At 65.4% G+C, this 19,989-nt stretch carries 22 protein-coding genes; 4 read left to right on the forward strand and 18 right to left on the reverse strand.

Translation table 11 applies throughout. From position 1 onward, the window contains the following. Positions 1-148: 148 nt before the first annotated feature. Positions 149-1,690, forward strand: coding sequence for a phosphoenolpyruvate carboxykinase (locus IP89_RS17600; RefSeq protein ID WP_043310949.1), 1,542 nt, complete (start codon positions 149-151; stop codon positions 1,688-1,690). 61 nt (positions 1,691-1,751) lie between these two features. Here IP89_RS17600 and IP89_RS17605 read toward each other — a convergent pair whose 3' ends face one another. The 13 genes from IP89_RS17605 to IP89_RS17665 form a co-directional block, all read right to left on the reverse strand. Then, entirely contained in the window at positions 1,752-2,153 is a 402-nt protein-coding gene (locus IP89_RS17605) for a hypothetical protein (RefSeq protein WP_043310951.1), read from the reverse strand. A 111-nt stretch (positions 2,154-2,264) separates the two neighbouring features. Continuing rightward, positions 2,265-2,519 (reverse strand): hypothetical protein, encoded by a 255-nt coding sequence (locus IP89_RS17610; protein WP_043310952.1) that lies wholly within the window; start codon positions 2,517-2,519, stop codon positions 2,265-2,267. A 31-nt stretch (positions 2,520-2,550) separates the two neighbouring features. Next, positions 2,551-2,874 carry a DUF3392 domain-containing protein gene (locus IP89_RS17615; protein WP_043310954.1) on the reverse strand — a complete coding sequence of 108 codons (324 nt, stop codon included), beginning with the start codon at positions 2,872-2,874 and terminating at the stop codon, positions 2,551-2,553. Positions 2,875-2,956: 82 nt separating this feature from the next. Next, positions 2,957-4,117 (reverse strand): radical SAM family heme chaperone HemW, encoded by a 1,161-nt coding sequence (gene hemW / locus IP89_RS17620; protein ID WP_043310955.1) that lies wholly within the window; start codon positions 4,115-4,117, stop codon positions 2,957-2,959. Next, positions 4,114-4,707 (reverse strand): RdgB/HAM1 family non-canonical purine NTP pyrophosphatase, encoded by a 594-nt coding sequence (rdgB, locus tag IP89_RS17625; protein ID WP_177326899.1) that lies wholly within the window; start codon positions 4,705-4,707, stop codon positions 4,114-4,116. The genes hemW and rdgB overlap by 4 nt, the downstream gene beginning before the upstream one ends. A gap of 2 nt (positions 4,708-4,709) precedes the next feature. Further along, the gene (locus IP89_RS17630) at positions 4,710-5,129 is read right to left on the reverse strand and encodes a DUF4426 domain-containing protein (RefSeq protein ID WP_043310958.1); all 420 of its coding nucleotides are present in this window, start codon (positions 5,127-5,129) and stop codon (positions 4,710-4,712) included. Between the two features lie 25 nt (positions 5,130-5,154). After that, positions 5,155-5,775 (reverse strand): methionine biosynthesis protein MetW, encoded by a 621-nt coding sequence (metW, locus tag IP89_RS17635; protein WP_043310960.1) that lies wholly within the window; start codon positions 5,773-5,775, stop codon positions 5,155-5,157. 1 nt (position 5,776) lies between these two features. Then, positions 5,777-6,916: a homoserine O-acetyltransferase gene (locus tag IP89_RS17640; protein WP_043310962.1), complete on the reverse strand. Its 1,140-nt coding sequence runs from the start codon at positions 6,914-6,916 to the stop codon at positions 5,777-5,779. A gap of 240 nt (positions 6,917-7,156) precedes the next feature. Beyond that, on the reverse strand, positions 7,157-9,145 hold the full coding sequence (locus tag IP89_RS17645) for a dynamin-like GTPase family protein (protein WP_043310964.1): 1,989 nt from the start codon (positions 9,143-9,145) through the stop codon (positions 7,157-7,159). Positions 9,146-9,260: 115 nt separating this feature from the next. After that, positions 9,261-9,581 (reverse strand): DUF167 domain-containing protein, encoded by a 321-nt coding sequence (locus tag IP89_RS17650; RefSeq protein WP_043310966.1) that lies wholly within the window; start codon positions 9,579-9,581, stop codon positions 9,261-9,263. 1 nt (position 9,582) lies between these two features. Beyond that, entirely contained in the window at positions 9,583-10,176 is a 594-nt protein-coding gene (locus IP89_RS17655) for a YggT family protein (protein ID WP_043310967.1), read from the reverse strand. 9 nt (positions 10,177-10,185) lie between these two features. Next, entirely contained in the window at positions 10,186-11,004 is an 819-nt protein-coding gene (proC, locus tag IP89_RS17660; protein ID WP_043310969.1) for a pyrroline-5-carboxylate reductase, read from the reverse strand. Positions 11,005-11,037: 33 nt separating this feature from the next. After that, the gene (locus IP89_RS17665) at positions 11,038-11,727 is read right to left on the reverse strand and encodes a YggS family pyridoxal phosphate-dependent enzyme (RefSeq protein ID WP_043310970.1); all 690 of its coding nucleotides are present in this window, start codon (positions 11,725-11,727) and stop codon (positions 11,038-11,040) included. 72 nt (positions 11,728-11,799) lie between these two features. On the opposite strand from IP89_RS17665, the gene IP89_RS17670 reads away from it, so the two are divergent. Together IP89_RS17670 and IP89_RS17675 are read left to right on the forward strand one after the other, a co-directional pair. Continuing rightward, positions 11,800-12,834, forward strand: a complete 1,035-nt coding sequence (locus tag IP89_RS17670; RefSeq protein ID WP_043310971.1) for a type IV pilus twitching motility protein PilT — start codon at positions 11,800-11,802, stop codon at positions 12,832-12,834. 57 nt (positions 12,835-12,891) lie between these two features. After that, positions 12,892-14,037 (forward strand): PilT/PilU family type 4a pilus ATPase, encoded by a 1,146-nt coding sequence (locus IP89_RS17675; RefSeq protein WP_043310972.1) that lies wholly within the window; start codon positions 12,892-12,894, stop codon positions 14,035-14,037. Here the strand turns inward: IP89_RS17675 and IP89_RS23150 are convergent, their stop codons facing one another. Further along, on the reverse strand, positions 14,038-15,414 hold the full coding sequence (locus IP89_RS23150) for a TIGR03915 family putative DNA repair protein (protein ID WP_043311146.1): 1,377 nt from the start codon (positions 15,412-15,414) through the stop codon (positions 14,038-14,040). It abuts the gene before it with no gap. Beyond that, positions 15,414-16,625: a putative DNA modification/repair radical SAM protein gene (locus tag IP89_RS17685; RefSeq protein ID WP_043310973.1), complete on the reverse strand. Its 1,212-nt coding sequence runs from the start codon at positions 16,623-16,625 to the stop codon at positions 15,414-15,416. The genes IP89_RS23150 and IP89_RS17685 overlap by 1 nt, the downstream gene beginning before the upstream one ends. A gap of 107 nt (positions 16,626-16,732) precedes the next feature. On the opposite strand from IP89_RS17685, the gene IP89_RS17690 reads away from it, so the two are divergent. Next, entirely contained in the window at positions 16,733-17,131 is a 399-nt protein-coding gene (locus IP89_RS17690) for a TM2 domain-containing protein (protein WP_043310974.1), read from the forward strand. A 56-nt stretch (positions 17,132-17,187) separates the two neighbouring features. Here IP89_RS17690 and IP89_RS17695 read toward each other — a convergent pair whose 3' ends face one another. The 3 genes from IP89_RS17695 to pyrR are packed head-to-tail and all read right to left on the reverse strand — an operon-like array spanning position 17,188 to position 19,976. Continuing rightward, positions 17,188-18,459: a dihydroorotase gene (locus IP89_RS17695; protein ID WP_043310975.1), complete on the reverse strand. Its 1,272-nt coding sequence runs from the start codon at positions 18,457-18,459 to the stop codon at positions 17,188-17,190. Beyond that, positions 18,459-19,460 (reverse strand): aspartate carbamoyltransferase catalytic subunit, encoded by a 1,002-nt coding sequence (locus tag IP89_RS17700; protein WP_043310976.1) that lies wholly within the window; start codon positions 19,458-19,460, stop codon positions 18,459-18,461. The genes IP89_RS17695 and IP89_RS17700 overlap by 1 nt, the downstream gene beginning before the upstream one ends. A 9-nt stretch (positions 19,461-19,469) precedes the next feature. Beyond that, positions 19,470-19,976, reverse strand: coding sequence for a bifunctional pyr operon transcriptional regulator/uracil phosphoribosyltransferase PyrR (gene pyrR / locus IP89_RS17705; protein WP_043310977.1), 507 nt, complete (start codon positions 19,974-19,976; stop codon positions 19,470-19,472). Positions 19,977-19,989 lie beyond the last annotated feature (13 nt).

A 19,989-nucleotide genomic window follows, 5' to 3' on the forward strand; every position in this document is an offset into this window, starting at 1 on the left:
TCGCACTCTATTGAAGGCTATAGCGGACAAGAGGCTGCCAAGGAAAAAGCTTTTCTGGCATACTCCCGCGACTTTTTTACTGCTGTAGTGGTCTTCAGGGGCCACTACACAATGATCGGAAACTCGGCCACGGCCGACGGGGACCCACATGACGCAAGCCAACACCACCGTTTACACCGACATCAGCGCCGCCCAACTGGTCGAAGAGGCCATCAGCCGTGGCGAGGGTGAACTGGCCGCCAACGGTTCTCTGGTCGTCCGCACCGGCCATCGTACCGGTCGCTCTCCGGCTGACCGCTTCATCGTCCAGGAGCCGAGCACCGATTCCAAGATCGCCTGGGGCAACATCAACCGCCCGTTCCCGGCCGACAAGTTCGATGCCCTGTGGGACCGCGTTGAGGCCTTCAACAATGCCCAGGAGCACTTCGTCTCCCACGTGCATGTCGGCTCCGCCGATGCCCACTACCTGCCGGTCAAGATGACCACTCAGACCGCCTGGCAGAACCTGTTCGGCCGTTGCCTGTTCATCAACCCGGAAACCTACAACCCGGGCGCCAAAGCCGAGTGGCAGATCCTCAACGTCGCCAACTTCGAGTGCGTACCCGAGCGCGACGGCACCAATTCCGATGGCTGCGTGATCATCAACTTCGCCGCCAAGAAAGTTCTGCTCGCCGGCATGCGCTACGCCGGTGAAATGAAGAAAGCCATGTTCTCCGTGCAGAACTTCCTGCTGCCGGAAGCCGACGTGCTGCCGATGCACTGCGCCGCCAACATCGGCGAAGAAGGCGACGTGACCCTGTTCTTCGGTCTGTCCGGCACCGGCAAGACCACCCTGTCCGCCGACCCGAGCCGTTACCTGATCGGTGACGACGAGCACGGCTGGGGCGAGGGCGTGGTGTTCAACATCGAAGGTGGTTGCTACGCCAAGTGCATCGACCTGTCCGAGAAGAACGAGCCGGTAATCTGGAAAGCCATCCAGTTCGGCGCCGTGCTGGAGAACGTGGTCCTCGACGAGAACCGCGTACCGGACTACGCCGACGACAGCCTGACCCAGAACAGCCGTGCGGCCTACCCGCTGGAGCTGGTCGAGAAGCGCTCCGAAAAGAACCTCGGTGGCGAGCCGAATGCCGTGATCTTCCTGACCTGCGACCTGACTGGCGTACTGCCTCCGGTGTCGATCCTCAGCGAAGAACAGGCTGCCTACCACTTCCTGTCCGGCTACACCGCGCTGGTCGGTTCCACCGAGATGGGCAGCGGCGGCGGCATCAAGTCGACCTTCTCCACCTGCTTCGGCGCGCCGTTCTTCCCACGTCCGGCTGGCGAGTACGCCGAGCTGCTGATCAAGCGTATCCGCGGCTTCAACTCCAAGGTCTACCTGGTCAACACCGGCTGGACCGGAGGTGGCTACGGTGTTGGCAAGCGCTTCAACATCCCGACCACCCGTGGCGTGATCGCCGCCATCCAGAGCGGCGCTCTGGTCGGTGCCGAGACCGAGCAACTGCCGATCATCAACCTGAGCGTGCCGAAGGCCGTTCCGGGCGTCGAAACCGGTCTGCTCAACCCGCGCAACACCTGGACCGACGGCAACGCCTACGACGAAGCCGCCAAGGGTCTGGCCCAGCAGTTCGTCGACAACTTCAAGAAGTTCGACGTGTCTGACGCCATCCGCAACGCCGGTCCGCAGCTGTAAGCTGCAGGCCAATAAAAAAGCCGCCTGAGGGCGGCTTTTTTGTGCCTGTCCGCCAAGCGGCTCAGGCACGGGTTGCTGCGTAGGGCTCCGGTCGGACCGGATCGGTCTCAGGCCGCTCGGGGCGGCTGGCGATGTCTTCGATGTTCTGCGCCCGGTCATTGCGCTGCTGGGCGTTGCGCAGTTCTGCAGCGGTTTCCAACACACTGGGCTGGCTATCGACTTCGCCTTCGCTGGCAACCGCCAGATAGGTTTCGATCTGCCGCTGTTGAGTGTTGGCGCTGTAGATCTGTGCCGCTGCGTCGCGCTTGCTGGCCTGGCTCAGTTCCCGGCTTTCCTGGCGCTCGTCGACTCGGTCGGAAGCAGCGTCCACAACCTTGTTCACCTGTTCGGGATTGGTCGGGCCGTACTTGTTGATCACCTGAGTCGAGAGGGGCAGGTTGCCGCTGTAGCCGCTTATCTGCATGGATTACCCATCTCCCTGTGATTGCCTGGATTCACTGTAAACCCAGGCGGGGTAGGGGGATTAGATTGATTGGCGATAGCCGATCCGCTTCATAGCGACCTGGCTGGGGCGTCAGTCGATTACCTCGGCGCCCTGGATGGTCAGCTCTGGCAAGGCCACGGGCATCGGGCAGATCTGCAGGTACTTGATGCTCTCGCGCGGGATCAACAGCAGGTCGCCATCGACCTCGATGCTCAGGAACGGCGTTTCCAGTTGCTTGCGCAGGGCGCGGGCCACGGCGGCCGGATCGTCGCTCTGCTGGGGCAGCTTCAGGGCCAGGCGCTGGCCGTCCTGGAAGTACAGATACAGATGCTTGATCGGCTTCATGGGGCTCCCTCCGGGTGCCCCGCGGGCGACCCTAGCTGCGATCGGCCAGAACGCCGATCAGGAAGAAGACTAGTAGCAGGACGGGCGACAGGGTGAAGTTGTTGAAGTAGCCCAGGCCCTTGGCCAGCCAGGGGGTGAGGAAGACGATGGCCAGGCCGTAGCCGATGGCGCAGACCAGCACGAAGATGAAGGTGCGCAGGACGAAGTTGAGGCCGCTGATGGAGCGCTGCACCCAGGCGTTGATGCCGGGGCCGAACAGCACGAAGAGGGTGGCCATGATGGCCAGCGAGATGTCGTACAGGTTGCCTCGGCACCAGCGCGAGAGGGTGGCGATCAGGTCGAGTACGAGATCCATCGGTGGTCCTTGTTGTGATTGTTCGGCGCAGGCAGTTTACCGTCTGTCGGCAGGGCTGCCGAGAGCTGGCGCACGCTGTGGTTCAGGGCAGGAAATGCTGCAGCAGGTCGTTGAGGAACAGCTGGCCCTCACGGGTGGCGACCAGGCGTTGCGGGTCGCGCTGCAGCAGCTGGCGCGCCTCGGCCTCGCGGCGCGCCGCGTCCAGGCTGGCCAGCGGCAGGCCGGTGCGCTGCTCGAACAGCGCGGCTGGTGCACCCTCGGTCAGGCGCAGCACGTTCATCAGGAACTCGAAGGGCAGCTCATCGGCGTCCAGCAGGCGTTCGCCGGCCTGGAAGCTCTTGGCCGCATCCAGGTAATCCTTGGGCAGGCGGGTCTTCCAGGTGCGGATGATGCGCCCGTCCGGCGCGCTCAGCTTGGCGTGGGCGCCGGCGCCGATGCCGAGGAAGTCGCCGAAGGTCCAGTAGTTGAGGTTGTGCCGCGCCGCGCGCCCTGCCTGGGCATAGGCGGAAACCTCGTACTGCGCGTAGCCCTCGGCGGCCAGCAGGGCCTGGCCGGCTTCCTGGATGTCCCACAGCAGATCATCCTCGGGCAGCTCGGGCGGCTGGCTCCAGAACACCGTATTGGGCTCCATGGTCAGCTGGTACCAGGACAGGTGCGTCGGGCCCTGGGCGATGGCGGTGCGCAGGTCGAACAGGGCGTCCTCGATGCTCTGCTCGGGCAGGCCGTGCATCAGGTCGAGGTTGAAGTTATCGAAGCCGGCGGCGCGCGCCATGTCGGCGGCGCGAATCGCCTCGCCGCCATCGTGGATGCGGCCCAGGGCCTTGAGCTTGGCTTCCTGGAAGCTCTGCACGCCGATCGACAGGCGATTGATGCCGAGGCTGCGGTAGTCGCGGAACTTGGCCTGTTCGAAGGTGCCCGGATTGGCCTCTAGGGTGATCTCGATATCGCTGGCGAACGACACGCGGCGCTGCACACCTTCCAGCAGGCGGCCCAAGGCCTTGGCCGAGAACAGGCTGGGTGTGCCTCCACCGAAGAAGATCGAGGTCAGCTCACGGCCGTGGGCGTGCGCCTGGTCGGCGTCGAGGTCGGCGAGCAGGGCGTCGACGTACTCCTCTTCCGGCAGGCTGGGGCCAGCGGCATGGGAGTTGAAGTCGCAGTAGGGGCATTTGCGCACGCACCACGGGATGTGGATGTACAGCGCGAGTGGCGGCAGCTGGAAGCCACCGCCGGTCGAGGTGTTCATTGCAGACCCAGGCGCTGCTTGAGCAGGGCCATGGCGCGGGCGCGATGGCTTATGCGGTTCTTCTCGGCGCTGGCCAGTTCGGCGCTGGAGCATTCGCGCTCCGGCACCCAGAACAGCGGGTCATAGCCGAAGCCCTCGGCGCCACGGGCTTCGCGCAGGATGCTGCCGTGCCACAGGCCTTCGCAGAGGATCGGCAGCGGGTCGTCGGCATGCCGCACCAGGGCCAGGGCGCAGACGAACTGGGCGCCGCGCTCGGCATCGGCCACGTCCTTCAGCGCATCGAGCAGCTTGGCGTTGTTGGCCGCGTCGCCCTGGCCATCGGCATAGCGTGCCGAGTAGATACCCGGGGCGCCGCCGAGGAAGTCCACGGCCAGGCCGGAGTCGTCAGCCAGCGCCGGCAGGCCGGACACGCGGGCGGCGTTGCGCGCCTTGAGGATGGCGTTCTCGACGAAGGACAGGCCGGTCTCTTCCGGCTCGATGCTGGAGAACTCGCCGACCGAACGTACGCGCACGTGTTCGCCGAGCATGGCCTGGAGTTCCTTGAGCTTGCCGGCGTTGTGGCTGGCCAGTACGAGTTCTTTGAAGGGCATGGTCATTCGTCCGGGAACACTTCCTGGTTGAAGGTAAGGGTGTGCGGTGCGCCGTCGCCGATCTGCACGTTGATGCTGAAGGTCAGCACCTCGCGCTCACGCAGCGGGAATTCGGCCAGGTAATACACGGCGCCACTCTCCAGCACCTGCTTGAACTGCAAGGGCGTGGTCTGGCCGAGCAGGTTCTTCAGCGTACCGTCGACCTTGGCGGCCTGGCCCTGGCCGCCCTTGAGCGCGGCGACGTTGAGCACGCCAACGGTCTTGCTACGGGTCAGGCCGGCGGCCGCGGCGATGTTCGGCTGCAGGAAGCTGGAATTGAACACGCTGTAATGCACGTCCAGTTCGCCGAAGGTCTGTTTGCGTTCGGCGAACGCGGGCAGGGCGAGGAGCAGGCAAAGCAGCAGGGATGCGAAACGGCGCATGAGAGGTCCTCCGGTGCGTCGCGGGTTAAACGGCTACGCGGTGATCGGCCAGGCCGGACCCGCTGACGCGATAGATGCCGATCTCACCCAACAGGTTAGGCCAAAGACGGCTACCCAGGTTGTGGCGGTGTTCGTGGTCGACGGCCAGGCGTTCTTCCACCTTCGCACCCTGGGCCAGGCACAGGCGCTCGAAGTCCTCGAAGGTGCAGAAGTGGATGTTCGGCGTGTTGTACCAGGTGTACGGCAGGAAGTCCGACACCGGCATGCGGCCCTTGGTGGTCAGGTACCAGCGGCAGCGCCAGTGGCCGAAGTTGGGGAAGGTGATGATGCAGGTCTTGCCGACCCGCAGCATTTCCGCCAGAACCTTGTCCGGGTACTTCAGGGCCTGCAGCGACTGGGTCATGACCACCACGTCGAAGCTGTTGTCGGCGAAGTTGCCCAGGCCCTCGTCGAGGTTCTGTTCGATGACGTTGACGCCGCGCTCGATGCACTTGGCGATCTTCTCGGGGTCGATCTCCAGGCCGTAGCCGCCCACCTGTTTGTGGTCGCGCAGGTGGGCCAGCAGTTCACCGTCGCCACAGCCGAGGTCGAGCACGCGGCTGCCCGCGGCGATCCATTCCTGGATGATTTCCAGATCCGCTCGCATATCAGACCTCGATCCGGTTCATGTAGGCGCTGAAGCCCTGCAGGTAGCGCGGGATCGGCATGAGGAAGGCGTCGTGACCCTGCGGCGCGTCGATCTCCAGGTAACAGACGTTCTTCTTCGCCGCCAGCAGGGCATCGACGATCTCCCGCGAGCGCGCCGGCGAGAAGCGCCAGTCGGTGGTGAAGGACATCAGGCAGAAGTCGGCGCGGGCCACGCTCAGGGTCCTGGCCAGGTCGCCGTCATGGGCGGCGGCCGGGTCGAAGTAGTCGAGCGCCTTGGTCATCAGCAGGTAGGTGTTGGCATCGAAGCGCCCGGAGAACTCCTCGCCCTGGTAGCGCAGGTAGCTCTCGACCTGAAATTCCACGCTGTGGAAGTCGTAGTTGAGCTTGTCGGTCTTCAGCTCACGGCCGAATTTCTCGCCCATGGCGTCGTCCGACAGGTAGGTGATGTGGCCGACCATGCGCGCCAGCATCAGGCCGCGCTTGGGGATCACACCCTGGTCCTGGAAGTGCCCGCCGTGGAACTCCGGATCGGTGAGGATGGCCTGGCGCGCGACTTCGTTGAAGGCGATGTTCTGCGCCGACAGCTTGGGCGCCGAAGCGATGCACAGGCAGTGGCGCACGCGCTCGGGGTAGCTGATGGTCCACTGCAGGGCCTGCATGCCGCCGAGACTGCCGCCGATGGTCGCGGCCCACTGGTGGATGCCGAGTTGGTCGGCCAGGCGCGCCTGGCTGTTGACCCAGTCTTCCACCGTCATCACCGGGAAGTCGGCGCCGTAGGGCTTGCCGTTGGCCGGGTTGAGGCTGGAGGGACCGGTGGAGCCGTTGCAGCCGCCGAGGTTGTTGAGGCTGACGACGAAGAACTTGTTGGTGTCGATCGGCTTGCCGGGGCCGATGCAGCTATCCCACCAGCCGGGCTTGCGCTCTTCGGCGCTGTGGAAGCCGGCGGCGTGGTGATGGCCGGAGAGCGCGTGGCAGATCAGCACGGCGTTGCTGGCCGTGGCGTTGAGCGTGCCATAGGTCTCGTAGACCAGCTGGTAGTCGGCCAGGCTGCGGCCGCAGACCAGCGCCAGCGGCTCGCTGAAATGGGCGGTCTGGGGGGTGACCAGGCCGACGGAGTCTGCGGGGAAAACGGTCGGCATCGAGCCAGCTCTCGCTCCAGGAAAGTGCAGCAGTCTAAAGAGCACGGCCCCCGGCAGCAAGCGCGGGGGCCGTGGCTAAGCCGCTGATTTGCCGGGGCTTAGAACCTGCCTGCGATCTCCTGGCTGTCGGCCATACGGCGTTAAAAACGGCCTCGGAATGCTCATGTACTACTCGTACACTCCGCTTCCTCGGCCGTTTTTGCCTTGTCTGGCTCTAATCCAGAAAATCGTAAGCAGGTTCTAGGCCGGGTCGGCAGCGCTCTGCGAACGGATCGCGGTGGGCAGGGTGACGACCTTGCCCTGGCGCTGGATCGGCGCCGGGCGGCGCAGAACGCGGAGCATCTCGTTGGCCTGGGCCAGCTGGGTCTCCAGCTGGGCGGTATAGCCGGCTAGTTGCTGGCCGCGCTGGCGCGCCTGCTGAGTCTCCTGGGCCAGGGCCTTGAGGCGCAGCATATGGGTCTCGAGCATCTGCTTGTGTTCGAGGGTGTGCTGCATCAGCGGCATCAGCGCATCGTTGGCCCACTGCTCGGCCTCGCCGCGCAGGCGCTGGTGCAGGCCGAGCACTTCCTGCACCAGGGTGGCGAAGAAGCGTTTGGTCAGGCTGCGCTGCTCGGTGAGCAGGGTCTTGAGTTGCAGGCGGAAGCGGTCGGCTTTGCCGCGCAGCTGCTTGAGTTCGCGTTGGTAGCGCTGGCTGTTGAACTGTGGCGCGTCGACGCCGTGCAGCGGGTTGTCCTCGTTGTGCCGGCGGTAGATGGCGGCGACCATCTTGTTGGCCATCTCGGCCTCGTGGGCGAGGTTGCCGAGGTCGTTCTCCACGTTGCGGAAGAACTGCACGATGGCCTGGTTGATGCCCAGGGTCGTCCAGCTGCCGGCCAGGCCCTGACGTACCTGGGCCAGGTGCTGTTCCAGGCGCTCCGGGAGTACCGCTGCGCGCAGCAGGTCACCCTGGCGGCGCAGCAGGCGCTGGTTGGTCTTCAGGCCGAGCAGGCGCTTGTGGTGCTGGCTGTGGTCTTCCTTGGTCTTGGCGGTCAGCTCGAACAGCAGCTGGCCATTGTCGCTCTGGTGGTTGTTGAGCAGCTCCTGCTGCTCGCGCACCTTGTCCAGGCGCAGGCTGAGCACGTGCTGGCTGTTGTTGAGCAGGGCCAGCACCTGGTTGACCACGCGCTCCTCGAGCAGGCGCTCCTTCTGCGCGACGATGCGCTCGCACAGCAGCTGCTCCAGGTTGGCCAGCTGGCTGCGCGCGAGCAGCTCCTCGTCCTTGCGCACCTTGGCGATCAGCGCCTGCTTGGCCGACAGCGGCAGCACGTTGCTGGCGGGGATGCCGAGTTGCTTGGCGGTGCTGTTCTGCACCAGGCCGATGGCCTTGTTGACGTATTCATCACCGGCCAGGTCGTCCCACAGCACGTCGATCTTGTTCAGTACGGCGAACAGGCTGGCCTGGGTGTCTTCGTCGAGCTGGCGGATGTGCTCCTTCCAGATCGTCATGTCGCTGGCGGTGACACCGGTGTCGGCGGCCAGCAGGAAGATGATCGCCTGGGCGCTGGGCAGCATCGACAGGGTCAGCTCCGGCTCGCTGCCGAGGGCGTTGAGGCCGGGGGTATCGAGAATGCGCAGGCCCTGGCGCAGCAGCGGGTGGTCGAAGTTGACCATGGCATGGCGCCAGGCCGGCACCAGCACCTGGCCGGGCTTGCCGGCCGGCTCCAGCATCTCGGGCAGGAAGCCGAGCTGGATCGCCTGCTCCACTGCCATCGGCTTGGTCTTGGCCACCTGGGCGAAGGCCAGGGCCATGTTGTCCGGGTCGGTGGCGTCGAGAGGGATGTTCACCCAGTGCCGCGGGATACGCTTGAACTGCGCGACGCTGGCGTCGGCCATGCGCGTCTCGATCGGCAGCAGGCGGATGTAGGAGCGTTCCGAGCGCGGGTCGAAGAACAGTTCGGTGGGGCACATGGTGGTGCGCCCGGCGTGCGACGGCAGCATGCGCTGGCCGTATTCGGAGAAGAACAGGCTGTTGATCAGCTCGGTCTTGCCACGGGAGAACTCGCCGACGAAGGCCAGGGTGATGTGGTCGGTACGCAGGATGCGCAGGGCACGCTCCAGGCGCGCGTCCATGGCGTCCGAGCCGAGCCGGTTGTGCGCCAGCCAGCTGCGATAGCGCGTGATCTCGCGCATCAGCTCGCGTTTCCAGGCGACGTAGGCATCCACCTGCTGGCTGAGACGTTCCATGCTCATCCGGTTACTCCTGCTTCGACAAACGGTGGGTGGCGCGCAACGGCGGAATTGCCCGCGGCTTTGCCGGAGATGGCCGCATTATGCGATGGCTAACGCCGGCGTCAATTGGCCCGCTTCACAACTTGCGCTCGAAGGTCGCGCCAGGCGACCGGGCGGTCATTCCCGGCAGGTCCGGTAATTGTCGTGGGGCGCGGATGCGCACGCGCTTCTGCCGGTTCAGCTCGCCACTCTCCAGGCTGACCTGGCTCTTGGCGACGCCGAAGGCGCCGGCGAGAAAGACCAGCAGCTGGGCGTTGGCCTTGCCTTCCACGGGCGGTGCGGTAAGGCGGATCTTCAGGCGTTCGCCGTGCAGCCCGGCGAACTCATCCTTGCTCGCCTTGGGCTGCAGATGGCAGTCGATGATCAGGTCGTCGCCATCCCAGCGGAACCAGCCCACTTCAGATGAAGGGGCTGAGCACGGCCGGCATGCCGCTCATGGCGGCCAGGTTGCCAATCACGAAGCGGTCGATCAGGTGCAGGGCCATGAAGGCGAAGATCGGCGAGATGTCCAGGCCGCCGAGGTTCGGCAGCAGCTTGCGGAACGGTGCCAGCAGCGGCTCGCAGATCTGGTTCACCAGCTGCGCGCCGGGGTTGTAGCTGCCGGGAGCGACCCAGGACAGGATCACGCTGATGATCATGGCAAAGAAGAAGATCTTCAGGAACAGCGAGGTGACCGAGATGATCGCCCACACCAGCAGCTGCAGGCCGAAGCCGGCGGGGTTGGCGCCGGCGATCAGCACGATCACCACCATCAGTACCAGCTGCACCAGGATCGCCAGCATCAGCGAGGCCAGGTCGAGGCCGCCGAAGCCAGGAATGATGCGGCGCAGCGGCTTGAGCAGCGGCTGGGTGGCCTTGACCGTGAACTGGCTGAGCGGGTTGTAGAAGTCGGCGCGTACCAGTTGCAGGATGAAGCGCAGCAGCACGATCAGCAGGTACAGGCTGCCGAGGGTCTGGATGATGTAGATGAGGGCTTCGGCTAGTCCGGACATGGAGGTTCCTTATTTACCCAGTTGTTCGGCGAGTTCAGCGGAGCGCTTGGCAGCGGCGTCCAGGGCATGCTGGACCAGGGCCTCGAAGCCGCCGGCCTGGAAGCTCTTGATCGCCGCCTCGGTGGTGCCGTTGGGCGAGGTGACGCGGCGGCGCAGTTCGGCGGCGTCGACATCGCTCTCGGTGGCCATGCGCGCGGCGCCCAGCGCGGTGTGCAGGGTCAGCTGGGCGGCGGTTTCGCGCGGCAGGCCGAGTTTCTCGCCGGCGGCGGTCATCGCCTCGATCAGCAGGAAGAAGTAGGCCGGGCCACTGCCGGAGACGGCAGTGACGGCATCGATCAGTTGCTCCTCGTCCAGCCACAGAGCCAGGCCGACGGCGCCGAGCAGCTGCTCCGCCTGCTGACGCTGGGCGGCGCTGACCTGGGCGTTGGCGTACAGGCCGCTGACGCCCTGGCGCAGGAGCGCCGGGGTGTTGGGCATGCAGCGCACGATGGCCAGGTCGCCGAGCCAGGCGCTCAGGCTGGCGCAGGGGATGCCGGCGGCGATGGAAACGATCAATTGGCCGGGACGCAGGCTGCTCGCCAGGTCCTGGCACACGGCCTTCATCACCTGTGGCTTGACCGCCAGCACGATCACCTCGGCATTGGCGACGGCCTCGGCGTTGTGCTCGACCAGCTGGATGCCGTGCTCGGCGGCGACCCGGGTGCGCTGTTCGGCATTCGGCTCGCTGGCGCGGATATGGCCGGCCGGGATGCCCTGGGCGAGCAGGCCGCCGATCAGGCTGGCCGCCATGTTGCCAGCGCCGATGAAGGCGATGCGGGGGTGACTCATCTTGCGTCCTTCCTTAATAAATGGGGCGTGCCGTTAAAGGGGCGAGCCATAGTCGCGGGCGCCGAACAGTGCGGTGCCGATGCGTACCCAGGTGGCGCCCTCGGCGATGGCGGCCTCCAGGTCCTGGCTCATGCCCATGGACAGGGTATCGAGGTCCAGATTCAGGCTGTCGCGCAGCTGGCGCAGGCGAGCCAGTGGCGCGTGCTGGGCCTGAGCATCGTCGGTCGGCTCGGGGATTGTCATCAATCCGCGCAGGCGCAACCCGGGCAGTTGTGTAACCGCCTGTGCCAGGCCCTGTAGCTCCTCCGGCGTGCAGCCGGACTTGCTGGCTTCGCCGCTGACGTTGACCTGCAGGCAGACGTTCAGCGGCGGCAGATGCGCAGGGCGTTGTTCGGACAGGCGCTGGGCGACTTTCAGGCGATCCACCGAGTGCACCCAGTGGAAGTGCTCGGCGATCGGCTTGGTCTTGTTCGACTGGATGGGCCCGATGAAGTGCCAGACCAGGTCCAGGTCGGCCAGTTCTGCCTGCTTGGCCAGGGCCTCCTGCAGGTAGTTCTCGCCGAAGTCGCGCTGGCCGCATGCGCTGGCCTCGCGCACTGCGGCGGCGGGTTTGGTCTTGCTCACGGCGAGCAGGCCAACCGCCTCGGAATCGCGCTGCGAGGCTTGCGCCGCCTCACGGATACGCTCGCGAACCTTTGCAATATTCTCTGCTATCGTGGACATTACTCGCGCTCTATAGCCCGCCCGTCAGGGGTCTGCGGCATTCTACCCGCTTGCATTGGATTGGGGAGTCCCATGGATATTACCGAGCTGCTTGCCTTCAGTGCCAAGCAAGGCGCGTCGGACCTGCACCTCTCGGCGGGTCTGCCGCCGATGATTCGTGTCGATGGCGATGTACGGCGGATCAACCTGCCGGCAATGGACCACAAGCAGGTCCACGCGCTGATCTACGACATCATGAACGACAAGCAGCGCAAGGATTACGAGGAGTTCCTCGAAACCGACTTCTCCTTCGAAGTGCCAGGTGTGGCGCGCTTCCGGGTCAACGCCTTCAACCAGAACCGCGGCGCCGGCGCCGTGTTCCGGACCATTCCCTCCAAGGTCCTGAGCATGGAAGATTTGGGCATGGGCGAGATTTTCAAGAAGATCTCGGATGTACCGCGCGGCCTGGTATTGGTGACCGGCCCGACCGGTTCGGGCAAGTCGACCACCCTGGCGGCGATGCTCGACTACATCAATAACAACAAATACCACCACATTCTCACCGTCGAAGACCCGATCGAATTCGTTCACGAGTCGAAGAAGTGCCTGGTCAACCAGCGTGAGGTGCACCGCGACACCCACGGCTTCACCGAGGCGCTGCGTTCGGCCCTGCGGGAAGACCCGGACATCATCCTGGTGGGTGAGATGCGTGACCTGGAGACCATCCGCCTGGCGCTGACCGCCGCGGAAACCGGTCACCTGGTGTTCGGCACCCTGCACACCACCTCCGCCGCCAAGACCATCGACCGGGTGGTCGACGTGTTCCCGGCCGAGGAGAAATCCATGGTTCGCTCCATGCTCTCCGAGTCGCTGCAGGCGGTGATCTCGCAGACGCTGCTGAAGAAGATCGGCGGCGGCCGGGTGGCGGCCCACGAGATCATGATCGGCACCCCGGCGATCCGTAACCTGATCCGTGAGGACAAGGTGGCGCAGATGTACTCGGCGATCCAGACCGGTGGCGCGCTGGGCATGCAGACCCTCGACGCCTGTCTGAAGAACCTGCTGGCCAAGGGCCTGGTCAACCGCGACGCGGCCCGCGAGAAGGCCAAGACGCCGGAAAACTTCTAACAATAATGACGTCGCCGCGCCTGCGGCGGCCGTACACGAGAAATACGGGCGGGAAAGATGGAATTTGAAAAGCTGCTGCGTCTGATGGTGGAGAAGGGCGGGTCCGACTTGTTCATCACCGCGGGCGTGCCCCCTTCGATGAAGGTCAATGGCAAGATCATGCCGGTGACCAAGAACCCCATGTCGCCGGAGCAGACCCGCGAGACGGTGCACTCGGTGATGAACGAGCAGCAGCGCCGCGAGTTCGCCGAGAACCACGAGTGCAACTTCGCCATCAGTGCCCGTGGCGTCGGTCGTTTCCGCGTCAGCGCCTTCTACCAGCGCAACCTGGCCGGCATGGTGCTGCGTCGCATCGAGACCAATATCCCGACCATCGATGACCTCAAACTGCCGGATGTACTGAAGAAGCTGGCGCTGACCAAGCGCGGCCTGGTGCTGTTCGTCGGCGCCACCGGTACCGGTAAGTCCACCTCGCTGGCGGCGATGATCGGTTACCGCAACAAGAACACCAGCGGCCACATCATCTCCATCGAAGACCCGATCGAGTACATTCACCAGCACCAGAACTGCATCGTCACCCAGCGCGAGGTCGGTATCGACACCGAGTCCTTCGAAGTGGCGCTGAAGAACACCCTGCGCCAGGCGCCGGACGTGATCCTCATCGGTGAGGTACGGACCCGCGAGACCATGGACCATGCCGTGGCCTTCGCCGAGACCGGTCACCTGTGCCTGGCCACCCTGCACGCCAACAACGCCAACCAGGCTCTGGACCGCATCATCAACTTCTTCCCGCCGGATCGGCAGAACCAGGTGTGGATGGACCTGTCGCTCAACCTCAAGGCTATCGTCGCCCAGCAGCTGGTGCCGACGCCGGATGGCAAGGGGCGTCGCGCGGTGATCGAGGTGTTGATCAATACCCCGCTGGCCGCCGACCTGATCCGCAAGGGCGAGGTGCACGAGCTCAAGGGCCTGATGAAACGCTCCACCGAGCTGGGCATGCAGACCTTCGACCAGGCCCTGTACAACCTCTACACCCAGGGCGAGATCACCTACGAAGATGCGCTGCTCTACGCCGACTCGGCCAACGACCTGCGCCTGATGATTAAGCTCGGCTCGGAGACCGATGGCGAGCACCTGACCCAGATGACCGAAGGGCTGAGCCTGGAAGTCAGCGAAGAGGACCCAGGCCGGCGCTTCCGCTGATCAGGCGCCTATCCCGCACAGGCGCCTTGCTTGCCTCAGCGAGAGCACCAGGGCGTCGTAGGCCCATTGGCGCCCTGCGGGATGATTCCATAACAGCTCGCTAGGATGGTCGCCCACCAACACTCGCCGCCCGGCCTGATCCTCCACCAGGCGGCCATACAGCTTGTCGAACTCGCAGTTGTCTCCCAACAGTGCCTGTGCCGCGGTTTTCCCGAGCGCAAGGATTGCCTTGGGCTGCACCCGATCCAACTCGGCCTGCAGGCAGGGGCGGCAGTTCGATACTTCCTCGATCGCCGGCATAAGCAGTTGCCGGCGGGCGCGTGCCTTGATTTCCACCAGTGGATTGAAGTGCTTGACCGCGTACGTCAGGTAGGCCTGGCTGCGGTCCAGCCCGGCTTCCTGCAGCGCTTGATCCAGAAGTCGCCCCGCTGCACCTCCGAAAGGCCGGGCGCCTGGTTGACCGGCCAGCAGCACCAGTCCTCTCAATTCTTCTGAAATGGCTTGATATCTGTTGCTGTGTCGGGGGCAGCTCTGGCAGCGTTTGGCGCTGGCCGGCGTAGCGATGGTGCGGCCATGCATGCTGGTGATGGCGGCAAGCTGGCCGTTCGACTGGCCGCCAGCCCGGGCTTCGCAAATCAGTGCGGGGATCGCCTGGCCTTCGGGAAGGTGTTTCCAGAAGCGTACCGGCAGGTTTCTTTCCAGGCACTCCCGGTTCAATCGCGTCGGGTTGAAGGTGCTCTTGTAATAGGCGAGCCATAGGCTGTCATCGATCTCTGCGGCGGCTCGAGCGAGCGCCTCCAGCGCCGGTGGACAGGGTGTGCTGATGCGGATTTCCGTGCCGTCCCAGCAGGCAGCGCCGCCTGGTGTGGCGATCAACCAGGTGCTGTTGCCCATGCGCTGGGCGAAGTGCTCGACCGCCATTTGCAGAATGTCGTGGGCCGGCTCGTGCCAGGCAATGAAGGCCGGTCCGGCAGCTTCCGGCATATCGCGAAAGCGCAGGAAGGCGTGCATGTGGTGGACTTCGCGATGTACGGCTTTGATCCGCCGATGCAGCTGCGAGCCATCTAGGTCACCTGCCAGCATGGCGCTGCGGTCGCCCTGGCAGACGCGCCAGAGAATCCGGTAGAGCAATGCCCAGCGGTTGTCGTCGCGAAAGCACGCGGCCACTTCCAGCAGGTCTGGTAGCTGGCGGGGGATCGAGAGACTTGCCGGGACCTGCTGACATGGCTTGGCCCCATCGTCGTGAAACAGGTCCTGGATGGCATGCGTTTCGCCGACCTCCCAGATCACCGCATGTGGCGGTACGCCTGCCTGCAGCAGTCTGCGCGCCTCGTCGCGCCAGCCGGCAAAGCTGCCATCGAAGCGGCCGAACTGCATCACCACAGGACCATTTGCGCCGGCTGGTCGCTGAGTTGGCGGCGCAGAGCGGAGGATTCCAGGGTGGCCTGCCGTGGGCGATAGTCCTGGGTGACGATGAACGGCCTGGCCTTGTCCATCGCACAGCGCAGGCGCACCACATCGTTGTAGCGGATGCGCCGCTGCTGGCGGAGGTCCACCAGACGCCTGGCGCTGAGTACGCCGATGCCCGGCACGCGCGCGATCATCGCCGGCTCGGCGCGGTTCAGATCGAGTGGAAACTGCTCGCGGTTGGCCAGCGCCCAGGCCAGCTTGGGGTCGATGTCGAGGGCCAGGTTGCCCGGTGTGGCGATCAGCTCCTGGACCTTGAAGCCGTAGCCGCGCAGAAGGAAGTCGGCCTGGTACAGGCGGTGTTCGCGCAGCAGCGGCGGCGCCTGGAACGGCACGCTCTTCGGGCTGTGCGGGATCGGGCTGAACGCCGAGTAGTACACGCGCTTGAGGCGGTAGGCGCCGTACAGGGTCTGCGCGGTGTCGAGGATGGTGCGGTCGTCGGTGTCGTCGGCGCCGACGATCATCTGCGTACTCTGCCCGGCGGGGGCGAAGGCCGGGCCGCGGGTCTCCTCGCGGGCCTCGTCGACGCCGAGGCGGATCGAGCCCATCGTCTGCTTGATGGTGCCGACGCTCTTTTCCGGCGCCAGGCGAATCAGGCTGGCCTCGCTGGGCAGTTCGATATTGACGCTGAGGCGGTCGGCATAGCGGCCGGCCTTAGTGATCAGCTCGGGCGAAGCGTCGGGAATGGTCTTCAGGTGAATGTAGCCGCGGAACTCGTGCTCCTCGCGCAGCAGTTTGGCGACGCGCACCAGCTGCTCCATGGTGTAGTCGGCCGAGCGGATGATCCCGGAGCTGAGGAACAGTCCGCTGATGCAATTGCGCCGGTAGAAATCCAGGGTCAGGCGCACCACTTCCTCGGGGGTGAAGCGCGCGCGTGGCACGTCGCTGGAGCGGCGGTTGACGCAGTACTGGCAGTCGTAGAGGCAGAAGTTGGTCAGCAGGATCTTGAGCAACGCCACGCAGCGGCCATCCGGCGTGAAACTGTGGCAGATGCCCATGCCGTTGGTGGCGCCCAGGCCGGACTTGCCGCGCGAGTCGCGTTTGGGCGCGCCGCTGCTGGCGCAGGAAACGTCATACTTGGCCGCGTCGGCCAATACGGTTAGCTTGTCGATGAGTTCCATGGGGTGTTATCGATAACTGTATTTATATACAGTATTTGGCGATCACCCTTATCGCGCAAGTCTTTGCGTCGGCCGGTGGTCGGCCCGTTCAGTCACAAGGAGTTTTCATGCAACGACAGGACACCCACAGCAAGGTCATCGGCTATCTGTTGTGGATCTTCGGTTTCCTCGGCGCGCACCGTTTCTACTACGGCAAGCCGGTGACCGGGACCATCTGGTTCTTCACCTTCGGCCTGCTGTTCATTGGCTGGATCATCGACCTGTTCCTGATTCCGGCGATGGATCGCGAGGCGGACCTGCGCTTCACCGCCGGCGACACCGACTACAACGTGGCCTGGATTCTGCTGACCTTCCTCGGCGTGTTCGGCGTGCACCGCATGTACCAGGGCAAGTGGATCACCGGGATCATCTACCTGTTCACCGGCGGCCTGTTCCTGCTCGGCGTGCTTTATGACTTCTGGACCCTGAATACCCAGGTGTCGATCAAGAACGCCTCCCGCGCCTGAGCCCAGGACAAACGAAAAAGCCCGCCGATTGGCGGGCTTTTTCATGGCCGGACGCTTCAGCTCTGGTAGCTGATGCGGCCGTCGACCAGGGTGTAGCGCACCTGGCCTGGCAGGCAGTGACCGATGAACGGGCAGTTGCCGCCTTTGGAGCGCCAGGTCTCGCCGGCCAGGGTCTGGCCTTCCGCGTCGAACAGCAGCAGGTCAGCCGGGGCGCCGACGGCCAGACGGCCGGCGGGCAGGCGCAGGGCTTTGGCCGGGCCACTGGTGAGGCGGGCGAGCAGGGTCGGCAGATCGACCAGCTCGTCCTGCACCAGGGTCAGGGCCAGCGGCAGGAGCAACTCGGCGCTGCTGATGCCTGGCTCGGTGGCGCCGAACGGTGCCAGCTTGGCGTCGGCCTCGTGAGGCTGGTGGTGGCTGGCGATGCTGCCGATCACGCCGTTCTTCACCGCTTCGCGCAGGCCGTCGCGGTCGAAGGCGGTGCGCAGCGGCGGTTGCACGTGGTACAGGCTGGAGAAGCCCAGTAGGGCCTCGTCGGTGAGGATCAGCTGGTACATCGCCACGTCGGCGGTCACCGGCAGGCCGCGAGCCTGGGCGGCGGCGATCATCTCGGCGCCGCGGGCGCTGGTGATCTGGCTGAAGTGGGCGCGCACGCCACTCTGTTCGACCAGCAGGAGGTCACGAGCCAGGGCCACGGTCTCGGCGGTTTCCGGAATGCCGGCCAGGCCGAGGAAGCTGGCGGTGGCGCCCTCGTGGGCCAGGCCACCTTCGGCCAATTCGAAGTCCTGGGCGTGGAACACCACGGTCAGGTCGAAGGTGGCAGCGTATTCCAGGGCGCGGCGCAAGGTGCGGTTGTTGGCCATCGGCGCCAGGCCGTTGGCGAAGGCCACGCAGCCGGCGTCGCGCAGGGCGACCAGCTCGGCCAGCTGCTCGCCGGCCAGGCCCTTGGTCAGCGCACCGATCGGGAACACCTTGGTGTGGCCGGCTTCCTGGGCGCGGTCGAGGATCAGCTCGGCCACGGCCGGGGTGTCCAGTACCGGTTTGGTCAGTGGCGGGCAGCACAGGCTGGTGACACCGCCAGCGGCGGCGGCCAGGGTTTCGCTGGCGATATTGCCCTTGCGGCTGTAGCCCGGCTCGCGCAGGGCCACGGACAGGTCGACCAGGCCGGGGCTGGCGATCAGGCCGCGGGCGTCCAGTTCCTGGTCGGCGACGAAGCCGGCCGGAGCCTGGTCGAAGGAGGCGAGCTTGCCGCCGTCCAGGTAGAGATCGCGGACCTGGTCCAGGCCGCTGGCCGGGTCAATCACCCGGGCTCCGAGGATTCGCGTGCGCATCAGTTGTGCTCCTCGGCATTCAGTTGACGCTGGGCGGCCTGGCCGCTCATGGCCATCGACAGCACGGCCATGCGGATGGCGATGCCGTAGGTGACCTGGTTGAGGATGACCGATTGCGGGCCGTCGGCCACCGCCGACTCGATTTCCACGCCGCGGTTGATCGGCCCCGGGTGCATCACCAGGGCGTCCGGCTTGGCCAGCTTGAGGCGTTGCTCGGTCAGGCCGTAGAGCTTGTAGAACTCGCCTTCGCTGGGCAGCAGGCCGCCCTGCATGCGCTCGCGCTGCAGGCGCAGCATGATCACCACGTCGACGTCCTTGAGGCCCTCGGCGAGGTCGCTGTAGACCTTTACCCCGTACTGCTCGATGCCCACCGGCAGCAGGGTTTTCGGGCCGATCACGCGGATGTCCGGGCAGCCCAGGGTCTTCAGCGCCAGCATGTTCGAGCGCGCCACTCGCGAGTGCAGGATATCGCCGACGATCGCCACCGATAGATTCTCGAAGCTGCCCTTGTGCCGACGGATGGTCAGCATGTCGAGCATGCCCTGGGTCGGGTGCGCGTGGCGGCCGTCGCCGCCGTTGATGATCGCCAGGTTCGGGCACACGTGTTCAGCGATGAAATGCGCGGCGCCGGAGTCGGCATGGCGTACGACGAAGATGTCGGCGGCCATGGCTTCCAGGTTGCGCAGGGTGTCGAACAGGGTCTCGCCCTTGCTGGTCGAACTGGTCGACACATTGAGGCTGATCACGTCGGCCGACAGGCGCTGGGCCGCCAGCTCGAAGGTGGTGCGGGTGCGCGTGGAGTTCTCGAAGAACACGTTGCACACGGTCTTGCCGCGCAGCAGCGGGACCTTCTTCACTGCGCGGGCGCCGACTTCGAGGAAGGAGTCGGCGGTGTCGAGGATTTCCGTCAGCAGCTCGCGGGGCAGGCCGTCGAGCGAGAGGAAGTGGCGCAGCTGGCCCTGGTCGTTGAGCTGCAGCGAGCGCTTGGCGTCGATGGGCATGGGGTGGTCCTAGGCGGAGAGGCTTTGCAGCTCGAGGGTGAGCGGCGCGGGGCCGGACAATTTTACCCGTTGCTCGGGTGCCAGGGCGAGGGTGGCGCCGAGCACGTCGGCGTGGATCGGCAGCTCGCGGGCGTCCAGGTCGAGCAGGCTGACCAGGGTCACGCTGGCTGGGCGGCCGTAATCGAACAGTTCGTTGAGGGCGGCGCGGATGGTGCGCCCGCTCATCAGCACGTCGTCGATCAGCACCAGGTGCTGGTCCTCGACCTCGAACGGCAGCGCCGAGGGTTTGACCTGCGGGTGCAGGCCGCTGCGGGTGAAGTCGTCGCGATAGAACGACACGTCGAGGGTGCCCAGTGGCTGCTCCAGGCCCAGTTCGCGCAACAGCGCCTCGGCGACCCAGACACCGCCGGTGCGAATGCCGATGAAGCGCACCTGCTCGATGCCGCGGCGCTGCAGCAACGCCTTGAGCTCGGTGGCCATGCGCGGCAGCAGTTGTTGAGGGTCGGGCAGGGACATGGGCGTTCCTCGC

The sequence above is a fragment of the Pseudomonas sp. ML96 genome (assembly GCF_000761545.1).
Classification (GTDB): Bacteria; Pseudomonadota; Gammaproteobacteria; order Pseudomonadales; family Pseudomonadaceae; genus Aquipseudomonas.